We start from the raw sequence: 17,556 nt of genomic DNA, 5'->3' as shown, positions 1-17,556 counted from the left end.
AAAGTTCGAGTGATGTGTTTATGTGGTGTTTTTTTATTGCATTTTGACATTTTAGTATCTTTCTCTGTAATTGATTTCAAATATATTTGTGAATCTTATTTATATTTTAACAAATAAATTATGTTTCTCAAAAAATATGCGCTTTTAATTCTGTTTTTGCTGATTTCGGTTGTTTCGATATCACAAACTCAAAATGATACTAAAACTTTTTTATACCAAGGAAGAATTGAAAAACTGCAGCATGATAATGTCATTTTGATTGGAACTGCGGCTTCAGTCTCTTTTAATTTTACAGGAAATGAATGTTCGATTTCACTACAAAGCGTTGATTCTTATGAGCATCACAATTATGTTCAGTTGGTTTTAGATGGAAAATATATCGGAAAGATCAGAGTTGAAAAAGGTACTGTTCAATCTTTTCCAATTAAAATTACTTCAAGCAAAAAAGAGCATCATTTAGAAATCTACAAAAATACCGAAGCACAAAGTGGTAATATTTTATTTGCGGGAACAACTGCAAAACTGACTTCAATTTCATTTAAAAAGAAAAAGAAAATCGAATTTATCGGAGATTCAATTACCTGCGGCGCAGCGAGCGATCCGTCTGATATTCCTTGTGATCAAGGAGAATATATGGATCATCATAACGGTTATTATGCATACGGACCAAGAATCGCGAGACAAATTGGAACAGATTATTTAATGAGCTGTGTTTCTGGAATCGGAATGTACCGCAATTGGAACGACGAAAACAAAGACGAAGCGATAATGCCCGATGTTTATCAGAATCTATATCTGACAAAAGATGCTTCAAAAGCAAAATATGATTTTGCTTTTCAACCCGATATTATCAGCATTGCTTTGGGAACAAATGATTTTTCTGGCGGAAATGGAAAGAAAGAACGTCTTCCTTTTAATCCTGAAAAGTATATTTCGAATTACATCAATTTTATAAAAATGCTTTACGAGCATAATCCGAAAGTACAGATCGTAATTACAAACAGCCCGATGGTAGGCGGAGAACGTGGTGTTGTTTTCGAAGATTGTTTGAATAAAATTAAGGATGCTTTCGCGAATGACAAAACACATAAAGCAATTCAGATTTTCAAATTTAAATCCATGACACCAAAAGGTTGTTTAGGACATCCAGATGTGAAAGATCAAAAAGTTATGGCAGATCAATACGCACCATTCTTAAAAAAGCTGCTAAATGAAAAATAATATTTTTAAGTTTGTTTTCTTTCTATTGATTTCCAGTACTATGATGGCAAACGTGGCTCTTCCGAATATTTTCGGTGATAATATGGTTTTACAGCGCAACTCTGAAGTGAAAATTTGGGGCTGGGGAAATCCGCAAGAAGAAATCAAATTGGTTTCGAGCTGGAACAATCAGGAATATAAAACCGTAACCAACAATCAGGCAAAATGGGAATTAACGATTAAAACTCCCGAAGCCGGCGGTCCTTTTACAATTTCAATAAAAGGCTATAATGAAGTGGTTTTAAAAAACATCTTAATCGGCGAAGTCTGGCTTTGTTCGGGACAATCAAATATGGAAATGTCTGCAAGCTGGGGAATTGATGATGGCGAGGAAGAAATGAAAAACGCTTCAAATCCAAATATTCGTTTTTTTACCGTTCCCAAATTAACCGCTTCAACGCCACAGAATAACTTATTAGGAAACTGGACAGAATCGACTCCAGAAACGATGAAGTATTTCAGTGCGATTGGCTATTTTTTTGCTAAACGCCTTCGCGAAGATTTAAAAAATGTACCAATCGGATTAATTTCTTCCAATTGGGGCGGAACTCCAGCAGAAATCTGGATGCCGGAAGAAGTGGTAAACAGCGATGCACTTTTATTAGAAAATGCCAAAAAACTCAACGAACAAGAATACGGACCAAGACAACCTGGACGTGCATATAATGCGATGATTTATCCTATTGTAGGTTTCAAAATTGCAGGAACGCTTTGGTATCAAGGTGAATCAAATGTTGGCTCTTTGGTTTATGATAAAACATTAGGTGCTTTAATTACGTCTTGGAGAAAAGAATGGAAAGACGATTTTCCTTTTTATTACGTTCAGATTGCGCCGTTTAAAACAGGAAGTAATAATTTCTCCAATGTAACGGTGAGAAATTCACAGCGAAAATTATTAAAAGAAATTAATAATGTCGGAATGGTCGTGACCAGCGATATTTCAGATACAATTGACATTCATCCAAAAAATAAAAAATCAGTTGGAATTCGTTTAGCGAATTTAGCTTTGGCTGAAACCTATAAAACCAACTCGAATTTAGTTAATGGACCGCTCTTTAAATCCATTAAAATCGATAAAAATAAAGTAACCGTTTCTTTTGACTATGGTGACGGATTGTATTTTAAAGATAAAAAATCGAATCAGTTTGAAATTGCTGGTGTTGATGGAGCTTTCTTTCCTGCAGAAGCTCTAATCAAAAACAATGAAATTGTTTTAACAAGCAAAAAAGTTCCGAAACCTGAAAAAGTGAGGTTTGCATGGGGGAATACAATACAATCGGATTTGTTTAATAAAGCAAATTTGCCGGCTTCTTGTTTTACTTCTGAGTTTTAGAGTTTAGATTTTAGAATGTAGATTTTAGATTTTAGATTATTGAGGAACGAAGGATCTTCATAAGAGACTCGACAAAGATTGGCGATTTGCATTGTGGGGCTACTCGTGAAAATCCTTCGCTCCTCAGGATGACAACATTGTGGAATATTAATGTTAATAACGAAATAATCTGTTAAACTCGTCTGCGTGAGGGATAGAAGTGGAAAGCCCACAGCCTGACGAAGGAAGTGCGAGGACTTGAAACGGATAGCCCGACCCGCCTTTTTCGGCGGGACACGCCCAAAATAGCAAACTTAGTATCTCAGAACCTTAGTACCTTAAAAAAATGAAAAATAAAAAAATAATAATTATTGGGGTTTTGTCCCTGTTTACTGTTGGAAATATGAATGCACAGAAGAAACCGTATTTAGATAAAAATAAAACTATTGAACAGCGTATAGATTTGCTTTTGCCGTTAATGACTTTAGAAGAAAAAGTCGGACAGATGAATCAATACAACGGTTTTTGGGATGTTACAGGACCAGCTCCAAAAGGCGGAACCGCTGAATTAAAATACGAACATTTAAGAAAAGGACTGGTTGGTTCAATGCTGACGGTTCGCGGTGTAAAAGAAGTTCGTGCTGTGCAGAAAATTGCGGTTGAAGAAACAAGATTGGGAATTCCGTTAATTATTGGTTTTGACGTAATACATGGCTATAAAACGTTAAGCCCGATTCCGTTGGCAGAAGCGGCGAGTTGGGATTTAGAAGCGATAAAAAAATCGGCAGCGATTGCGGCAGATGAAGCTTCGGCATCTGGAATCAACTGGACTTTTGGACCGAATGTCGATGTGGCAAATGATGCACGCTGGGGACGTGTGATGGAAGGCGCAGGAGAAGATCCGTATTTGGGAAGTAAAGTGGGGTATGCCCGTGTAAAAGGTTTTCAAGGAGAAACGATTGCCGATTTAGCTAAAGTGAATACAATAGCGGCTTGTGCAAAACATTTTGCGGCGTATGGGTATGTTGAAGCTGGTTTGGAATATAATATTGTGGATATAAGTAATTCTAAATTGTACAATTCGGTTTTGCCTCCTTTTGAAGCGACGGTTGAAGCTGGAGTTCGTACGTTTATGAATTCGTTTAATACTTTGAATGGTGTTCCTGCCACTGGAAATGCCTTTTTGCAAAGAGATATTTTAAAAGGAAAATGGAAGTTTGACGGATTTGTAATTTCGGATTATGCTTCAATCCGCGAAATGATTGCGCACGGTTATGCAAAAGACGAAGCTGATGCAACAGCAAAAGCCGTTATTGCTGGTTCTGATATGGATATGGAATCGTATTTGTATGTTGCAAAATTAGTTGATTTGGTAAAATCGGGAAAAGTAAAAGAAGCATTGGTTGATGATGCCGTTCGCAGAATTCTTCGCGTAAAATTTGAATTAGGTTTATTTGATGATCCGTATAGATATTGCGATGAAAAACGGGAGAAAGAAGTTGTTGGAAGCAAAGCCAATAATGAAGGCGTTTTGGATATGGCGAAAAAATCGATTGTTTTGTTGAAGAATGATAAAAATTTATTGCCACTAAAGAAATCCGGACAAAAAATTGCTTTGATTGGAGCTTTGGCAAATGATAAAAATAGTCCGTTGGGAAGCTGGAGAATTGCCGCTTCTGATGATACTGCTGTTTCGGTTTTAGAAGGAATGCAGCAATATAAAGACAATCAGCTGACTTTTGAAAAAGGTGCTGATTTACTAAAACAAAAAGCAAATTTTTTAACTGAAACGGTTTTTAACACGACAGATAAAAGCGGTTTTGAAGCAGCAAAAAAAGCCGCAAAAAATGCTGATGTTGTTATAATGGTTTTAGGCGAATACGGTTTTCAAAGCGGAGAAGGAAGAAGTCGTACCGATTTAAACTTGCCTGGTTTACAGCAGGAATTATTAGAAGAAATCTACAAAGTAAATCCAAACGTAGTTTTGGTTTTAAATAACGGTCGTCCGTTGAGTATTCCTTGGGCTGCAGAAAATGTTCCAGCAATTGTGGAAGCATGGCATTTGGGAACGCAGGCAGGAAATGCGGTTGCGCAGGTTTTATACGGAGATTATAATCCGAGTGGGAAACTGCCAATGTCGTTTCCTAGAAATGTGGGTCAGGTGCCCATTTATTATAACAAATACAGTACAGGAAGACCAACAGACAGTGATAAAAATGTTTTTTGGTCGCATTATATGGATGTGGAGAAAACACCGCAATTCCCATTTGGTTTTGGGTTGAGTTATACGACTTTCGATTATAAGAACCTGAAATTAAATAAAACGTCTTTTGCAAAAGGCGAAAAAGTACAGGTTTCTGTTGAGGTTACAAACTCTGGAAATTATGACGGAAAGGAAGTGGTGCAATTGTACATTCATGATGAATTTGCAAGTATCATTCGCCCAATAAAAGAATTGAAAGGTTTTGAATTGGTAAATTTGAAAAAAGGAGAAACAAAAACAGTAAACTTTACTTTAACTGAGAAAGAACTTGGTTTTTATGATAATGAAGGGAACTACTTAGTTGAACCGGGAACTTTTAAAATCATGGTTGGAGGAAGTTCTGATAAAGGGTTGCAGGGTGGTTTTGAGATTCTTTAAGTTCAAAGTTTCAAAGTTTCAAAGTAACAAAGTAACAAAGGTTCAAAGTTTTTTAATCTCGCAAAGACGCAGAGTCGCCAAGATTTTTTGAATAGCCCCTAGCTTCAGCTAGGGGAAAGATTTGAATAAGAAAAGGCTTTAGCCAAACTGTCCCTGGTTTGGCTAAAGCCTTTTTTGGCACTTGTTTTTCACATCCAGCTAAAGCTGGACGCAATTGAATCTTAATAAATTAAACTTTGCGACTTCGCGTCTTTGCGAGATTAATTTATTAGAGAAAAATTTTCTCTCGCAGATTTAGCAGATCAAATGGATTTTTTAAATCTCCTAAATCTGCCAAATCTGCGAGAGATTTTTGTATTTTTAAAAACTATTAAAACTCCAACCTTTAAATCAAAAAAATGAAATACAACAGATGTGGCAGAAGCGGTTTGTTATTACCTGAAATTTCCTTAGGATTATGGCATAACTTCGGTTCGGTAGACAATTTTGATAATGCAGAAAGTATCGCTAAAGAAGCTTTTGATAAAGGAATCACTCACTTTGATTTAGCAAATAATTACGGGCCGGTTCCAGGTTCTGCTGAAGAGAATTTCGGAAAGATATTGTGGCATAATTTTCAGGGAAATCTGCGTGATGAAATCGTGATTTCTACAAAAGCCGGCTACACCATGTGGGACGGACCTTACGGGGATTGGGGTTCTAGAAAATATTTACTGTCAAGTTTAGATCAAAGTTTGAAACGAATGAGTATCGATTATGTTGATATTTTCTATTCGCACCGTCCAGATCCTGAAACTCCGATTGAAGAAACGATGATGGCGCTGGATCATGCTGTAAGAAGCGGAAAAGCTTTGTATGTTGGAATCAGTAATTATTCGGCTGAGCAAACCAGAGTTGCTGTTGATGTTTTGAAACAGTTAGGAACGCCTTGTCTGATTCATCAGGCTAAATATTCAATGTTGGAACGTTGGGTTGAAAATGGTTTACTAGATGTTTTAGAAGAAAAAGGAGTAGGCTGTATTGCGTTTTCGCCTTTGGCACAAGGACTTTTAACCGACAAATATTTAAACGGAATTCCTGAAAATTCTCGTGCTCATAACCCGAATGGGCATTTAAAAGAAGATGAGGTAACGCAGGAACGTATTCAAAAATTAATTCAATTGAATGAAATTGCTCAGAATCGAAATCAGTCTTTGGCACAAATGGCTTTGGCTTGGCTTCAAAAAGACAAACGAATTACGTCAGTTTTGATTGGTGCAAGTTCTGTAAAACAATTGTGTAATAATATTGATTGTTTAGAAAATACGGAGTTTTCGCATGATGAATTGAATGCGATTGAGAAGATATTGGCGTAATATTTATAACGTTTCGATTTAAACCCGACAGATTTTTAAAAGCTGTCGGGTTTAAAATTTATAAATTATAGATTTTTTTCCTTTATAATCATCGCCAAACCACCACCGCTTGCCAATCTATATTTTAATTTCGTTGTCGAATCAACGGTAATAATTTCTTTTTTATAATCTTTTGCGGCTTTGTCGGCATTTAGACCATCAGAGAAAATTTCAGCTTGGAATTTTTTCCCTTTTTCAAGGAAAGAAAAATCAATTGTAATATCTCTAGAATCCCAATTTGTTATCGCTCCTAAATACCAAGTGTTTCCTTTTTTGCGAGCAATCGAAACGAACTTTCCAACTTCACCGTCTAATGCTGCAGTTTCATCAAAAGTGGTTGGAACTTTAGCAATAAAGTCAGTGCTTTCTTGTTCCTTCATAAAAGCAGTCGGACTATCCGCCATCATTTGCAACGGCGCTTCAAAAATCGTATAAAGCGCCAATTGATGACATCTAGTTCCCTGACTCATTGGAGACGAATGACTTGGTTTGAATTCGCTTTTGGTTGCATTTCGCATCGCGCCCGGCGTATAATCCATTGGGCCAGCCATCATTCTGATAAACGGAATTGTGGTATCATAAAGAGGCACATCATCATTTGGTGTCCATTTATTGTTTTCTAAACCTTTTACGCCTTCAAAATTTAAAATATTCGGAAAAGTTCTCTGAATTCCAGTTGGTTTGTACATTCCGTGGAAATCTAAAATCAATTTATGATTGGCGGCTTTTTGTGAAATGTCATAAACTGAGTTTACCATTTTAGCATCGTCACGATCTAAGAAATCTACTTTAAAACCTTTGATTCCTAAATCTGCATAATTTTTTAAAATCCCATCTGTGTTTTTAGTCAGGGCCATCCAAGAGCTCCATAAAATAAGACCGACATTTTTTTCTTTTCCGTAAGCAATCAAAGCTTCCAAATCTACATTCGGATTATGTTTCATGATGTCTTCTTCCAAACTCCAGCCTTCATCCAAAACCACATATTCAACTTTATTTTTAGACGCAAAATCAATATAATATTTATACGTCTGTGTGTTGATTCCGGCTTTAAAATCGATGTTGTAAATGTTCCAGTCGTTCCACCAATCCCAAGCCACTTTACCTGGTTTTATCCACGAAATATCTTTTATTTTTGACGGTTCCGATAATTTCTGAACCATATCATTATTCGCTAAAGCGGCATCGCTTTCTGCAATAACAATTGCTCTCCAAGGGAAATTTCTGGTTCCTTTAGTTTTAACTAAATAATCCGCTCTTTCAGAAATTAATCTATTAATATTATTGAATCCGCCGTTGGTTTCTTTCGTCGGATATTTAGAAAAACGAGATTCAAAACCCGATTTATCTTTGTTGTTTGTTACAAATAAACCTGGATAATCTTCCAGATTTGCTTCTAAGAAAACGGCTTTTTTATGGTTTTTATAATCAATTAAAAACGGAAGAAATGCCAAAGTATCTTTAGCAAATTCGCTGATTTTTTTGTTTTCGTAATGTGCTTCAAAAGAAGAAATATAAGGGTCTTTCGGATTTCTTAAATCGCGAACATAAGGCATTAAAGTTGCATAATCGTGATCAAAATTTAAGCTGACATTTTCCCATTTAACGGTAATGTCTTTTTTCTTTTTTGTAATAAATCGATATGCAGCACCGTCATCAAAAACGCGATATTCAATGCTGAAATCATTTTTGAAGTTTATTGTAAGCTGATTATACTGATTTTGAACCGATTTCTTTTTGTATAAAGGCGTTTCGAAAGAAGTATTTACACTTTCTTTTTTGGAGTTTAAAACAACAGGATTTTTTCCTAAAACCTGATTTTCGCCCAAAGTCAAAGACATTTCTGAGGATGCCAGAATTAAATCTTTTTCATGCGAAATCGTCCATGAAATTTTAGTGTCAACAGCAATTTTAACTTCAATTTTTCCATCGGGAGAAAATACAATGAAATCCTGTTTTTTCTGGGAGAAACAAAAGTTTAGAAATAGAAAACAAAAAAGAACAAATATATTTTTCATGAAGTTTTGATTTTGGTTATTCTGTAGAGACGCACAGCAGTGCGTCTACGTCCAGTTACGTCGCACATATTCGTTACGCATAAGACGCACTGCAGTGCGTCTCTACAAAAAACAGGGATGAATATTTTTATTTCTTCAATTCTAAATTGTATTTTTTTACAATTTCCAAGGTCGATTTGTCTCCGTTAAAAACCGAGTTTAAGCCTTGCGGTTCTTGCGGAGGATCTGTCGTGAAAGGTTCTCCTGGATTCCATTTTCCGTCAGGATGAATCGCTTTTCCTTCGCCGCCATAACCCCAGAAATTGGCTGCTTGTAACGGACCGCCGTTTTTATGGCTTTCTAAAACTCTTCCGAAAATGTAATTGTAAAACTGATCGCGGTAAACAGAAGGTGCGCCTGCATTTAGATTTTCATTTTCTCTTGGTAATCCAAATTCTTCAATAATAATGGGTCTTTTTAGGTTGTTGGCCACTTTGATATGATCGTCAATATATTTTCCGGCATTTTCGATTGTTTTTGGCATTGTAGCTTCGGCATTGTCAGCTTTAAACCAGTTCCAGTTTTTCGGCCAGATGTGCATTGTCAAATAATCAATATTTGGATTTTGATGTGTTCTTTCAAAAATTTCCATGCTGTCGTTCGAACTGTTTTTTCCTTCAGAACCTGTAGATACCAAATGATTTTTGTCTAAACTGTCAATTAAATCTACAATATTGTTGAGCCAATTTGTGAATTTAACTTCGTTTTCTACCGTAAAAAGTCTCGGTTCATTTCCGACCTGCCACGCCATAATCGTATTGTCTTCGTTGTATTTCTTTTTAGAATAAGCATTTGTTCTTCCAATAATAAACTTCACATGATTATTCAATGCTTCTATACAAGGTTCGCAGCTGTGAAATTGTTCCGTATACGACATAAACTGAGGCCAAGTATTCGGCGGAATATTCGGTACAGGAACAGGACCTTTGCCATTCCATTCTAAATACTGCGACATACCGCCAGACCATTCCCAGTTATTGGTCAAGTACAAAACTGCGTACATATTACGTTTTTGCATTTCAGAAATTAAAAAATCCAAACCGTCCAATAAATCTTCGTCGTATTTTCCCTGTTGATATTGCAAGGCTGGACGAACAGTAAAATCATATTTTCCGCCATCGGCACCCACCAAAATTCGCAAATTATCGATTCCGTTTTTCTTCATTAAATCCAATTCACGCAAAAGTCTTTTTCGGTCGCCAATTTTTTTAGACGCCAGCATACTTCCGTACCAATAATTGGTTCCAATGTAAGCATACGGTTTATCGCCTTTATAAAATTGGTTTCCTTTTACCGTGATTTTTTCCTGCGCATTACAAGCAATTGCAGAAAGAATTAATACAAATGAAAGAGTTTTTAAAAATCTGTTTATCATAATACTATTTTTTAGGAGCTGGTTCCTGCTATCCGCTGTATCTTTTGTTTTTTAAAGAAAAAAACAAAAGGATGCCGCTTCTATCAGGGCTAGGGCTATACGTTATTTAAGACGTTCTGATTTCAACTTGAAACTTTAAACCTTAAACAAAAAATCTATTTCGGCATTTCGTACATTTTCGGCAATGAATTTAATAATGCCGATCGTGGTTTTTCGGCAAATGTTTTAAAATCACTTGCATTTGACACAGTACCATTTGGAACATAATAGCCGTCTTTAGAATTATTCCAAAACATGACATAACTTATCGTGTTAAATTGAAGATCAAATACTCTATTGTCATGTAAAACATTGTATAAAGTGGTAGAAAACCAATTATTTATTGGCGGTGTTGTGGCTGTAACCTGATATCCTGTCTCAGTCAAAGCTGCGATTTTTACTCTAGTACTGGCAGCAATAGATAACATTTTTAGTTTTGCGTTAGCGCTATTATATCCATCACTTCCATTATTCAAATCGCCATAATTGTCCATTCCTAAAACATCAACATATTTATCACCTGGATATCGAGTTAAATAACCTTCAAGTGTTGAATACGAATTATCAGGAGAATAAGCATATAAAATGTTGTGAATTCCTTTGGTGTTTTTGAGATAATCAACCGTAAATTGATACGCTTTTTTGTATTCCTCGGCAGTACAGTAATCAGCGCCCCACCAAAACCAGCTTCCATCAAATTCATGAAAAGGTCTAAAAATAATCGGAATCAATTCGCCGTTTGAACCTTTTAAATTAGAAATAACGCTGGCTACTTTGTCGAGTTTTTTCTTGTACCATTCATGATTGGCGCCGCTTGGTAAAATACTTTTAAAAGCAGTTGCTTTTTGTTGAGCCGTCATGTCTGAAGCATAGAAAGACTCTTCTTTATTGGGTTCTCTCAAATGCCAGCTGAAAGTGTTGATCATTCCTTTCGCGTAAGCTGCTTTTGTATCGGCAATGATTTTTTGTTCCTGCTGATAAAACCAGTTGCTGCTTTGTTCGTTATTGTTTTTATCGGTGATAAACATAAAGTCTGAACCCAAAACGGCAGGATCGAAACCCGTATTTTTTTTAATGTCAGATTCTCCGCCTGCATCTTGATAAAAACTATTAAAAGCATCTTGCTGACCAATGGCGGTTTTAGTCTTTCCTAGTCTTTTTAAATTATAAAATAAAGCAACAGTTTCTTTTGTAGCACTCGCGTCAACCATATAAGTTGCAGCATTTGTGGTTGTCAAAGGATCTTCCTGTGTTGGAGGATCTACAATTACTTCGTCTTTTGAATCATTGTCTGAAGAACAGCCAATAAGAAAGACTACTGAGAAACTCAGATAGATTATTTTAAAAAGATGCTTTTTCATTTTGTGGTTTATTTAGTTTCGGTAGTTAGTTTTAAGTATTCCGCTTCACTAAGTACAATTAACTTGATATCGTCAAAAAAGACGGTGCCGTTTGTTTGTGCTAAAGCGAGCATAATTCTTATGTTTTTGGCATCGGCAGGAACTTTTATCGCTTTTTTATAATTGATCCATTCTGTCGAGCCTTGTGCTTGTGCAATATTCTCTGTGCTGATTTGTTTTTCGCCGGCATCGGTAAATTCTAAAATTACTGCTCCGGCTTTGTAAAGTTCTTTTTGTTCTTCGATTTCGTCGGCTTTCATCCAAACACTGCATTCTACGGCAAAAGTGTTTTTCGGAATCGAAACAATTTGATCAAGTGCTTTCCATTCTGCACCTACAAACTGATTAATATTGGCGCTGTTTTTTCCTGATTTTTTGTCGTAAGGAGAAGTCATCGCATTTTCTTCACCGCGCCAATCCACAAAATCAGATTCAAAACCACCATTTTTAATTAGGTTCGTTTGTGCGTTGGTAATTGTAGTTAGAAATAATAAACTTAAAAAAAGAAGCTGTTTCATAATTGTTATTTTTAATTACAAAGATTCAAAAAAACACTTAATTAATCTTGAATGCGTTCTATTAATTCCAGACAGGCGCGAGCGTTGTGATACGGGCATTTCCAAAAGCCTGCTTTGTCTTTTTTTATTTTCGAATAATCACTGTAGATTCCCCAAAACCATTCTCCATTTTGTTTGTTAAGGATATGTTTTTTAATAAATTTCCAGTTATCGTAAACAATCGTTAGATAATTTTCGTTTCCAGTTAATTGATAAGCGTTGTAAAAACCTATCAGTGCTTCTGCCTGAGGCCACCAGTGTTTTTCGGTAATAAGCTCTTTTCTTTTGGGATCAAATTCATACCATAACCCACCGTCGGAATCAAAACCTTCTTTTGTTGCTTCTGCAATCTGAATGGCGTATTTTTTATAATTTGCTGTCAATTTTTTATTTTCCGAAATTTCGGCACATTGTAGTAAAAGCCACGCTGCTTCAATATCATGTCCGTACGAAATCACGTCTGGTTTTTCGTTCCAGTTTTCATCAAAAAATAAACGAAGATGCCCCGTTTCTGTATTAATAAAATACTTTTCTATTGTTTCAAGAAGCTCAAACATAGTGTTTTGAAGCGTCTTGTCTTTCCAAACCTTAAATAAATTAGCATACGCTTCAATAATATGAAGATGCGTATTCATGGTCTTTTTTTCGTTGGCATCTTTTTCGCTTAAACGAAGATCATCGATCGGTTTCCAATCTCTGGTAAAAGCTTCTAAATAGCCTTTGTTTGCAGGATCATAACTATATTCTTGAATTTTTGAATATAAATTGATGGCCATTTCCAATGCTTTTTGATCTTCTGAAATCGAATAATATTCAGACAATCCATAGATGGCAAAAGCCAAAGCATAAATTTGATTTTTGGTGTCTTTTGGAGTTTTATCCTCATTTATACTCCAAAAAAGACCTCCAAAAGTGCTGTCATAAAAATGAGCAGCTAGAAATTCAAACGCTCTTTTTGCCAGTTTTTTGTGGTTTTCGTTTTTTGTGGTTTTATAACTGGCAGAGAACGTCCAAAGAATTCGGGCATTTAGAACCGAACCCTTTTCTGAATTTGCAATAATATGATCTTCAAAATCAATCTGTCCGACAAAACCGCCATTTTGTTGGTCAACAGTATGCTGCGACCAATATTTTAAGATCGCATCAAGTTCTGCCGTCAGTTCCGATTTTAAAAGGCTTAATTTTAATGACACGATTAAATGGCGTTATTTTTTTCGATTTGATTAATAATCGTTTCTACAGAACCTGCAGATATAAATGTATCTGTCGGTGTATGCGTTACATAATCGATCAGCTTTTCTACAGAAGAAACGGCAACATGCATTCTGGTGTCAGAAGAAGCGTAATAGATGTAAACGGTTCCATTTTCGTCTTCAATCCATCCATTAGAGAACAATACATTAGAAACGTCTCCGACTCTTTCAATGCCTTCTGGCCCCATAAAATGTCCAGCCGGAACATGAGTTACTTTCGAAATATCATTCAAATCAGTCATAAACATGTACAATGTATAGCGCAATCCAGCTGCGGTATTACGAACGCCATGCGCAAGATGTAACCAGCCTTTTGGAGTTTTTATCGGCGCAGGCCCAAGTCCGTTTTTTAATTCGTAGATCGTATGATATTGTTTTCCGAAAATAATTTTTTCTTCTTTTACCACTGGATTTGTCATGTCTTCAACATAACCTAAACCAATTCCACCGCCTGAACCTACATCAATAAATCCATCTTGCGGGCGTGTATATAAGGCGTATTTTCCGTTTACGAATTCTGGATGTAATACTACATTTCGCTGTTGTCCGGTATTCGAAATTAAATCTGGAAGTCTTTCCCAGTTTATTAAATCTTTAGAACGAACAATTCCTGCATTGGCTACAGCCGAACTGGTGTCTCCTTTTGGTGCTTTTGGATCTTTTCTTTCGGTACAAAAGATTCCGTAAACCCAACCGTCTTCATGATGAATCAGACGCATATCGTAAACGTTGGTGTCTGGATCTTCGGTTTGCGGAATTACGCATGGTTTTTCCCAGAATTGGAAATTATCGATTCCGTTTGGACTTTCAGCGATAGCGAAAAATGATTTTCTGTCAATTCCTTCTACACGAACGGCTAGTAAATATTTTCCGTTCCATTTCATGGCTCCGGCATTAAAAGCAGCATTTACGCCAATACGTTCTTGTAAAAAAGGATTTGTAGTTTCGTTAAAATCAAAACGCCAGTTTAACGGAGTATGTGCTGCTGTTACGACAGGATTTTTATAACGTTCGTAAATACCGTTTCCAGCAATTTGCAACGGTTCGTTTTTTTGTTCGATCAGCGATTTATGTTCTTTTTCTAATGCCTTTTTTCTATCTAGAAAAGTGGCCGAAGATGTTATTGTTGTCATATGATTTTATTTCTGAATCTATATATTTTAATTGTTTTGGTCTCTTTTTGAGTTTAAATCCTGCTCAATAAGCTGCAGTTTTTCTTCTGATAATGGATAAAATAGAATGAATAAAACGGATATCACGGCTGCAATTGCCGGAAGAATACTCAGCATTAATTGAATTCCATTTTGGGTAAAAGCGGTCTGCTCCACATTGGCTTGAAATCCGAAATAAGCTAAAAGCCATCCTGCACCTGCGCCGCCAATTGTCCAGCCAAATTTTTGCGACATTGATGAAGCAGAGAAAACCAATCCGGTTGCGCGTCGTCCTTGTTTCCATTCCGAATAGTCGGCGCTGTCTGCGTACATTGACCAGATTAGAGGAAAAACACAACCCGCGCAAATACTGATTAAAACCTGAAAACTCATGATTAAGAAAACATCTTCTTTTCCGAATAAATAGAAAATAAGACTTAAAACAGCGGCTAAAGCCATTGCTCCAAAAAAGGTTTTCTTTTTTCCAATTCTATTGGCGATTGGTGTGGCAATGATAACTCCGATGATATTTGCCGCTTGTCCTAAAACGAGATAAATAGAGGTTGGCGTCATGTGAAAATCGGTTCCAAAAAGTGAAAAACCAAAATTCACATTGCTGCTTACATAATATTTGAAATAGTAAACTGCAGCACCGTCACGAATAGAATTGAAGACCAAAGCTCCGATTCCGGCTCCAAGTAAAATCCACCAAGGTTTGTTTTTCCAAAGGTCTTTTAGGTCTTCTTTTAAGTTGTTTTGTTCGTCTCCAATTGGCTTTATTCTTTCTTTCGTGAAGAGAAAACAAGCCCAGAAGAAAATAGTAGTGATTAATCCGAAAACGGCAATTGTTGCCAGCCAGCCGGTTTTAGAATTTAAGTTTCCTCCAAAATAATTTACCAAAGGCTCGATAAGCCAAAGTGCTAATAAACTTCCTCCAAAAGCAAAAACCATACGATAGGACGAAAGGGTGTTTCGTTCTTTTCGATCCGAAGACATTACGCCAAGAAGTGAAGCGTAAGGCACGTTGATTAACGAATAAATCATCATCATCAACGAATAAGTTACATAAGCATATATTATTCTCCCTTTTTCATCGAAATCGGGTGTGTAAAAAGTTAAGACACCTATAATCGCAAACGGAATGGCAACCCAAAGCAGATAAGGTCTAAATTTCCCCCATTTACTGCGGGTTCTATCGGCTAAAATTCCAACAATAGGATCAAAGCAGGAATCCCAGATTCGTGTAATCAAAAACATGGTTCCAACTACCGCAGGCGCAAGTCCGAAAACATCTGTATAGAAAAACAGCAGATACATGCTGAAGATTTTCCAAAACATTGAAGAAGCTGCGTCACCAAGGCCGTAACCTATTTTTTCTTTTAAACTGATTTTTTCGTGCATTCGTTTTTTTGTTAATGGTTGTGGTTAAGTTTGGGGTTATTTATATTGAGTTGTAATTTTTAATTTAACACATAGAATCATAGTTTGTTTTGCGTTAAAAGGCATTTCATTTATTTAAACAATCATAGCTATGTGTGCAAATCTGGATTTGTTTTTCTTCCTTTTTCTTTATTGATTTAACCTATGTTTCTATGTGTTAATAATTCTTTTATTTTTAAACCAAGATTTGCTATCTGTTCAAATCTAGATTTGTTTCTTTTCCTTTTTTTGTGATTAAAAATCTATGTCTCTATGTGTTTAATAATCACTTTCAACAATCATTTTTTATTAATGTCCTTTTCAAACAAAGTTTTATCAAGCTTATAAAAATCTACAAAATCTTTCTCGCTTATTTGACCTGAAAACGGAGCGTAATAATGCATTTTTTGTTCTTTTTCCTGCCAGCCGTGATTTCTCCATAATAACACATAAGTAATTTTATAATCTCCGATTGCTTTCAATAAAGTTCCTGTCCACCATTTTGGGTCTGGAACGGCTTCGTAGCCTGCCTCGGCCAAAGCAATTGGTTTTTGTTTTTTTACAGCAATTTCGTTTAAAATTTTGAATTGCTGCTGCACTTCCGAAACGAATTTTTCTCCAGACGAATCTGAGTTATTTTGATAACTGTCAAAACTCAAAATATCTGCGTAATCATCGCCGGGATAGTTTTGCAAATAATCAGTTTCGGTTTTAAAACTTCCGGTATTGTAAACATAGATTAAATTGTGAACGCCTTTTTTCTGGAGATATTCAAATGTAAATTTCCATGCCGATTTAAATTCGTCTGGCGTGCAATTTCCTTTTCCCCACCAAAACCAGCCTCCGGTAAGTTCGTGAAAAGGTCTAAAGAGAATCGGAATATTTTTTCCTTTTTTGTCTTTTAATGATAAAAAGAAATTGGCTGCTTTGTCTAACCAAGAAATATATTTTTGATGATTCTCTGCTCCTGGTAAAATGGTTTTAAGAGAATTTGGTGTATTATCCCAAGCGTTTTTTCCAGCAGGATTATCAAAATGCCAGCTTATTGTAGAAATCCCGCCTCGAGAATTTGCATCAATAATATATTGTTTCATTTTTTCAAAGGGAACACCATCTATATTATTCGGGCTGTCATTTTCTAAACCTGCAATATCCCAGCCATACACAGCCGGATAATCTCCCGTAACTTCTTTTACGTCGCTTCTCCCGTTTTCGTACTTCCAATTTACACCATATGCTAAATCATCCTGATGTCCGAATAGAAATCCTTTTTTTGTAAGAGTATTTAGTTTTTGATAAAGTGCATTGGTTTCTTTTGTAGCTTTTTTATCTGAAAGTGACAAATTAGTATCACTGCAAATTGCTGCAGAAGAACATGAGGTTCCAATAAATATGGCGGTTAAAAACGTTAGAAGCTGTTTTTTCATTTTGATATACTTGTTTTTCAGTTCGATAACCTTAAAATGATGATTTGTAATGAAATCAAAAACAATTGTTTTTTGTTTCGAAAATATAACATCATTTTTAGGCTAAAATTATTAAAACTATAAAAAGATAAATGATAAAAAATGATTAATGTTTAATAATTCTCTGCTTTTTATAAAATTGATAATTCTATTTTTCAAAGATAAATGGATGTTATTCGTATAATTAATATTATTTTATCAATTATATATCATATTATTGCAGTCAAGAAAT

At 35.7% G+C, this 17,556-nt stretch carries 12 protein-coding genes; 4 read left to right on the top strand and 8 right to left on the bottom strand.

The annotated features are described in order from the left end of the window. Positions 1-120: 120 nt before the first annotated feature. The 4 genes from ACFSC2_RS08185 to mgrA all read left to right on the top strand — a co-directional run bounded on the left by ACFSC2_RS08185 (position 121) and on the right by mgrA (position 6,568). Entirely contained in the window at positions 121-1,221 is a 1,101-nt protein-coding gene (locus tag ACFSC2_RS08185) for an SGNH/GDSL hydrolase family protein (protein ID WP_379816911.1), read from the top strand. After that, a complete protein-coding gene (locus ACFSC2_RS08180) occupies positions 1,211-2,593 on the top strand; it encodes a sialate O-acetylesterase (RefSeq protein WP_379816910.1) in 1,383 nt (460 codons plus the stop codon). Before ACFSC2_RS08185 ends, ACFSC2_RS08180 begins: the two co-directional genes overlap by 11 nt. Before the next feature lie 325 nt (positions 2,594-2,918). Then, positions 2,919-5,213 (top strand): beta-glucosidase BglX, encoded by a 2,295-nt coding sequence (bglX, locus tag ACFSC2_RS08175; protein WP_379816909.1) that lies wholly within the window; start codon positions 2,919-2,921, stop codon positions 5,211-5,213. A 398-nt stretch (positions 5,214-5,611) separates the two neighbouring features. Beyond that, positions 5,612-6,568: an L-glyceraldehyde 3-phosphate reductase gene (gene mgrA, locus ACFSC2_RS08170; protein WP_379816908.1), complete on the top strand. Its 957-nt coding sequence runs from the start codon at positions 5,612-5,614 to the stop codon at positions 6,566-6,568. 65 nt (positions 6,569-6,633) lie between these two features. Here mgrA and ACFSC2_RS08165 read toward each other — a convergent pair whose 3' ends face one another. The 8 genes from ACFSC2_RS08165 to ACFSC2_RS08130 form a co-directional block, all read right to left on the bottom strand. Further along, complete coding sequence (locus ACFSC2_RS08165; protein ID WP_379816907.1) at positions 6,634-8,625, bottom strand: glycoside hydrolase family 97 protein; 1,992 nt, start codon at positions 8,623-8,625, stop codon at positions 6,634-6,636. Positions 8,626-8,752: 127 nt separating this feature from the next. Continuing rightward, positions 8,753-10,039 (bottom strand): glycoside hydrolase 5 family protein, encoded by a 1,287-nt coding sequence (locus ACFSC2_RS08160; RefSeq protein WP_379816906.1) that lies wholly within the window; start codon positions 10,037-10,039, stop codon positions 8,753-8,755. A 155-nt stretch (positions 10,040-10,194) separates the two neighbouring features. Continuing rightward, the gene (locus ACFSC2_RS08155) at positions 10,195-11,439 is read right to left on the bottom strand and encodes a glycoside hydrolase family 26 protein (protein WP_379816905.1); all 1,245 of its coding nucleotides are present in this window, start codon (positions 11,437-11,439) and stop codon (positions 10,195-10,197) included. 8 nt (positions 11,440-11,447) lie between these two features. Further along, entirely contained in the window at positions 11,448-11,996 is a 549-nt protein-coding gene (locus tag ACFSC2_RS08150; protein WP_379816904.1) for a carbohydrate binding domain-containing protein, read from the bottom strand. Positions 11,997-12,037: 41 nt separating this feature from the next. Continuing rightward, complete coding sequence (locus tag ACFSC2_RS08145) at positions 12,038-13,228, bottom strand: AGE family epimerase/isomerase (protein ID WP_379816903.1); 1,191 nt, start codon at positions 13,226-13,228, stop codon at positions 12,038-12,040. Positions 13,229-13,230: 2 nt separating this feature from the next. Next, positions 13,231-14,421, bottom strand: a complete 1,191-nt coding sequence (locus ACFSC2_RS08140) for a glycoside hydrolase family 130 protein (protein WP_379816902.1) — start codon at positions 14,419-14,421, stop codon at positions 13,231-13,233. 27 nt (positions 14,422-14,448) lie between these two features. Beyond that, positions 14,449-15,840, bottom strand: coding sequence for an MFS transporter (locus ACFSC2_RS08135; protein WP_379816900.1), 1,392 nt, complete (start codon positions 15,838-15,840; stop codon positions 14,449-14,451). Between the two features lie 317 nt (positions 15,841-16,157). Further along, positions 16,158-17,285: a glycoside hydrolase family 26 protein gene (locus ACFSC2_RS08130; protein WP_379816899.1), complete on the bottom strand. Its 1,128-nt coding sequence runs from the start codon at positions 17,283-17,285 to the stop codon at positions 16,158-16,160. Positions 17,286-17,556: the final 271 nt, after the last annotated feature.

Source organism: Flavobacterium artemisiae (genome assembly GCF_042678225.1).
In the GTDB taxonomy this organism is placed as follows: domain Bacteria; phylum Bacteroidota; class Bacteroidia; order Flavobacteriales; family Flavobacteriaceae; genus Flavobacterium; species Flavobacterium artemisiae.
Note: the sequence above shows the minus strand (reverse complement) of the source record. Positions and strands in the feature narration are given on the sequence as shown.

Bases quoted from the DNA above. Each gene is read 5' to 3' on its own strand.
- mgrA (WP_379816908.1), top strand. From the start codon at position 5,612: ATGAAATACAACAGATGTGGCAGAAGCGGTTTGTTATTACCTGAAATT.
- ACFSC2_RS08165 (WP_379816907.1), bottom strand. From the start codon at position 8,625: ATGAAAAATATATTTGTTCTTTTTTGTTTTCTATTTCTAAACTTTTGT.
- ACFSC2_RS08135 (WP_379816900.1), bottom strand. From the start codon at position 15,840: ATGCACGAAAAAATCAGTTTAAAAGAAAAAATAGGTTACGGCCTTGGT.
- ACFSC2_RS08185 (WP_379816911.1), top strand. From the start codon at position 121: ATGTTTCTCAAAAAATATGCGCTTTTAATTCTGTTTTTGCTGATTTCG.
- ACFSC2_RS08180 (WP_379816910.1), top strand. From the start codon at position 1,211: ATGAAAAATAATATTTTTAAGTTTGTTTTCTTTCTATTGATTTCCAGT.
- ACFSC2_RS08150 (WP_379816904.1), bottom strand. From the start codon at position 11,996: ATGAAACAGCTTCTTTTTTTAAGTTTATTATTTCTAACTACAATTACC.
- ACFSC2_RS08155 (WP_379816905.1), bottom strand. From the start codon at position 11,439: ATGAAAAAGCATCTTTTTAAAATAATCTATCTGAGTTTCTCAGTAGTC.
- ACFSC2_RS08160 (WP_379816906.1), bottom strand. From the start codon at position 10,039: ATGATAAACAGATTTTTAAAAACTCTTTCATTTGTATTAATTCTTTCT.
- ACFSC2_RS08140 (WP_379816902.1), bottom strand. From the start codon at position 14,421: ATGACAACAATAACATCTTCGGCCACTTTTCTAGATAGAAAAAAGGCA.
- bglX (WP_379816909.1), top strand. From the start codon at position 2,919: ATGAAAAATAAAAAAATAATAATTATTGGGGTTTTGTCCCTGTTTACT.
- ACFSC2_RS08130 (WP_379816899.1), bottom strand. From the start codon at position 17,285: ATGAAAAAACAGCTTCTAACGTTTTTAACCGCCATATTTATTGGAACC.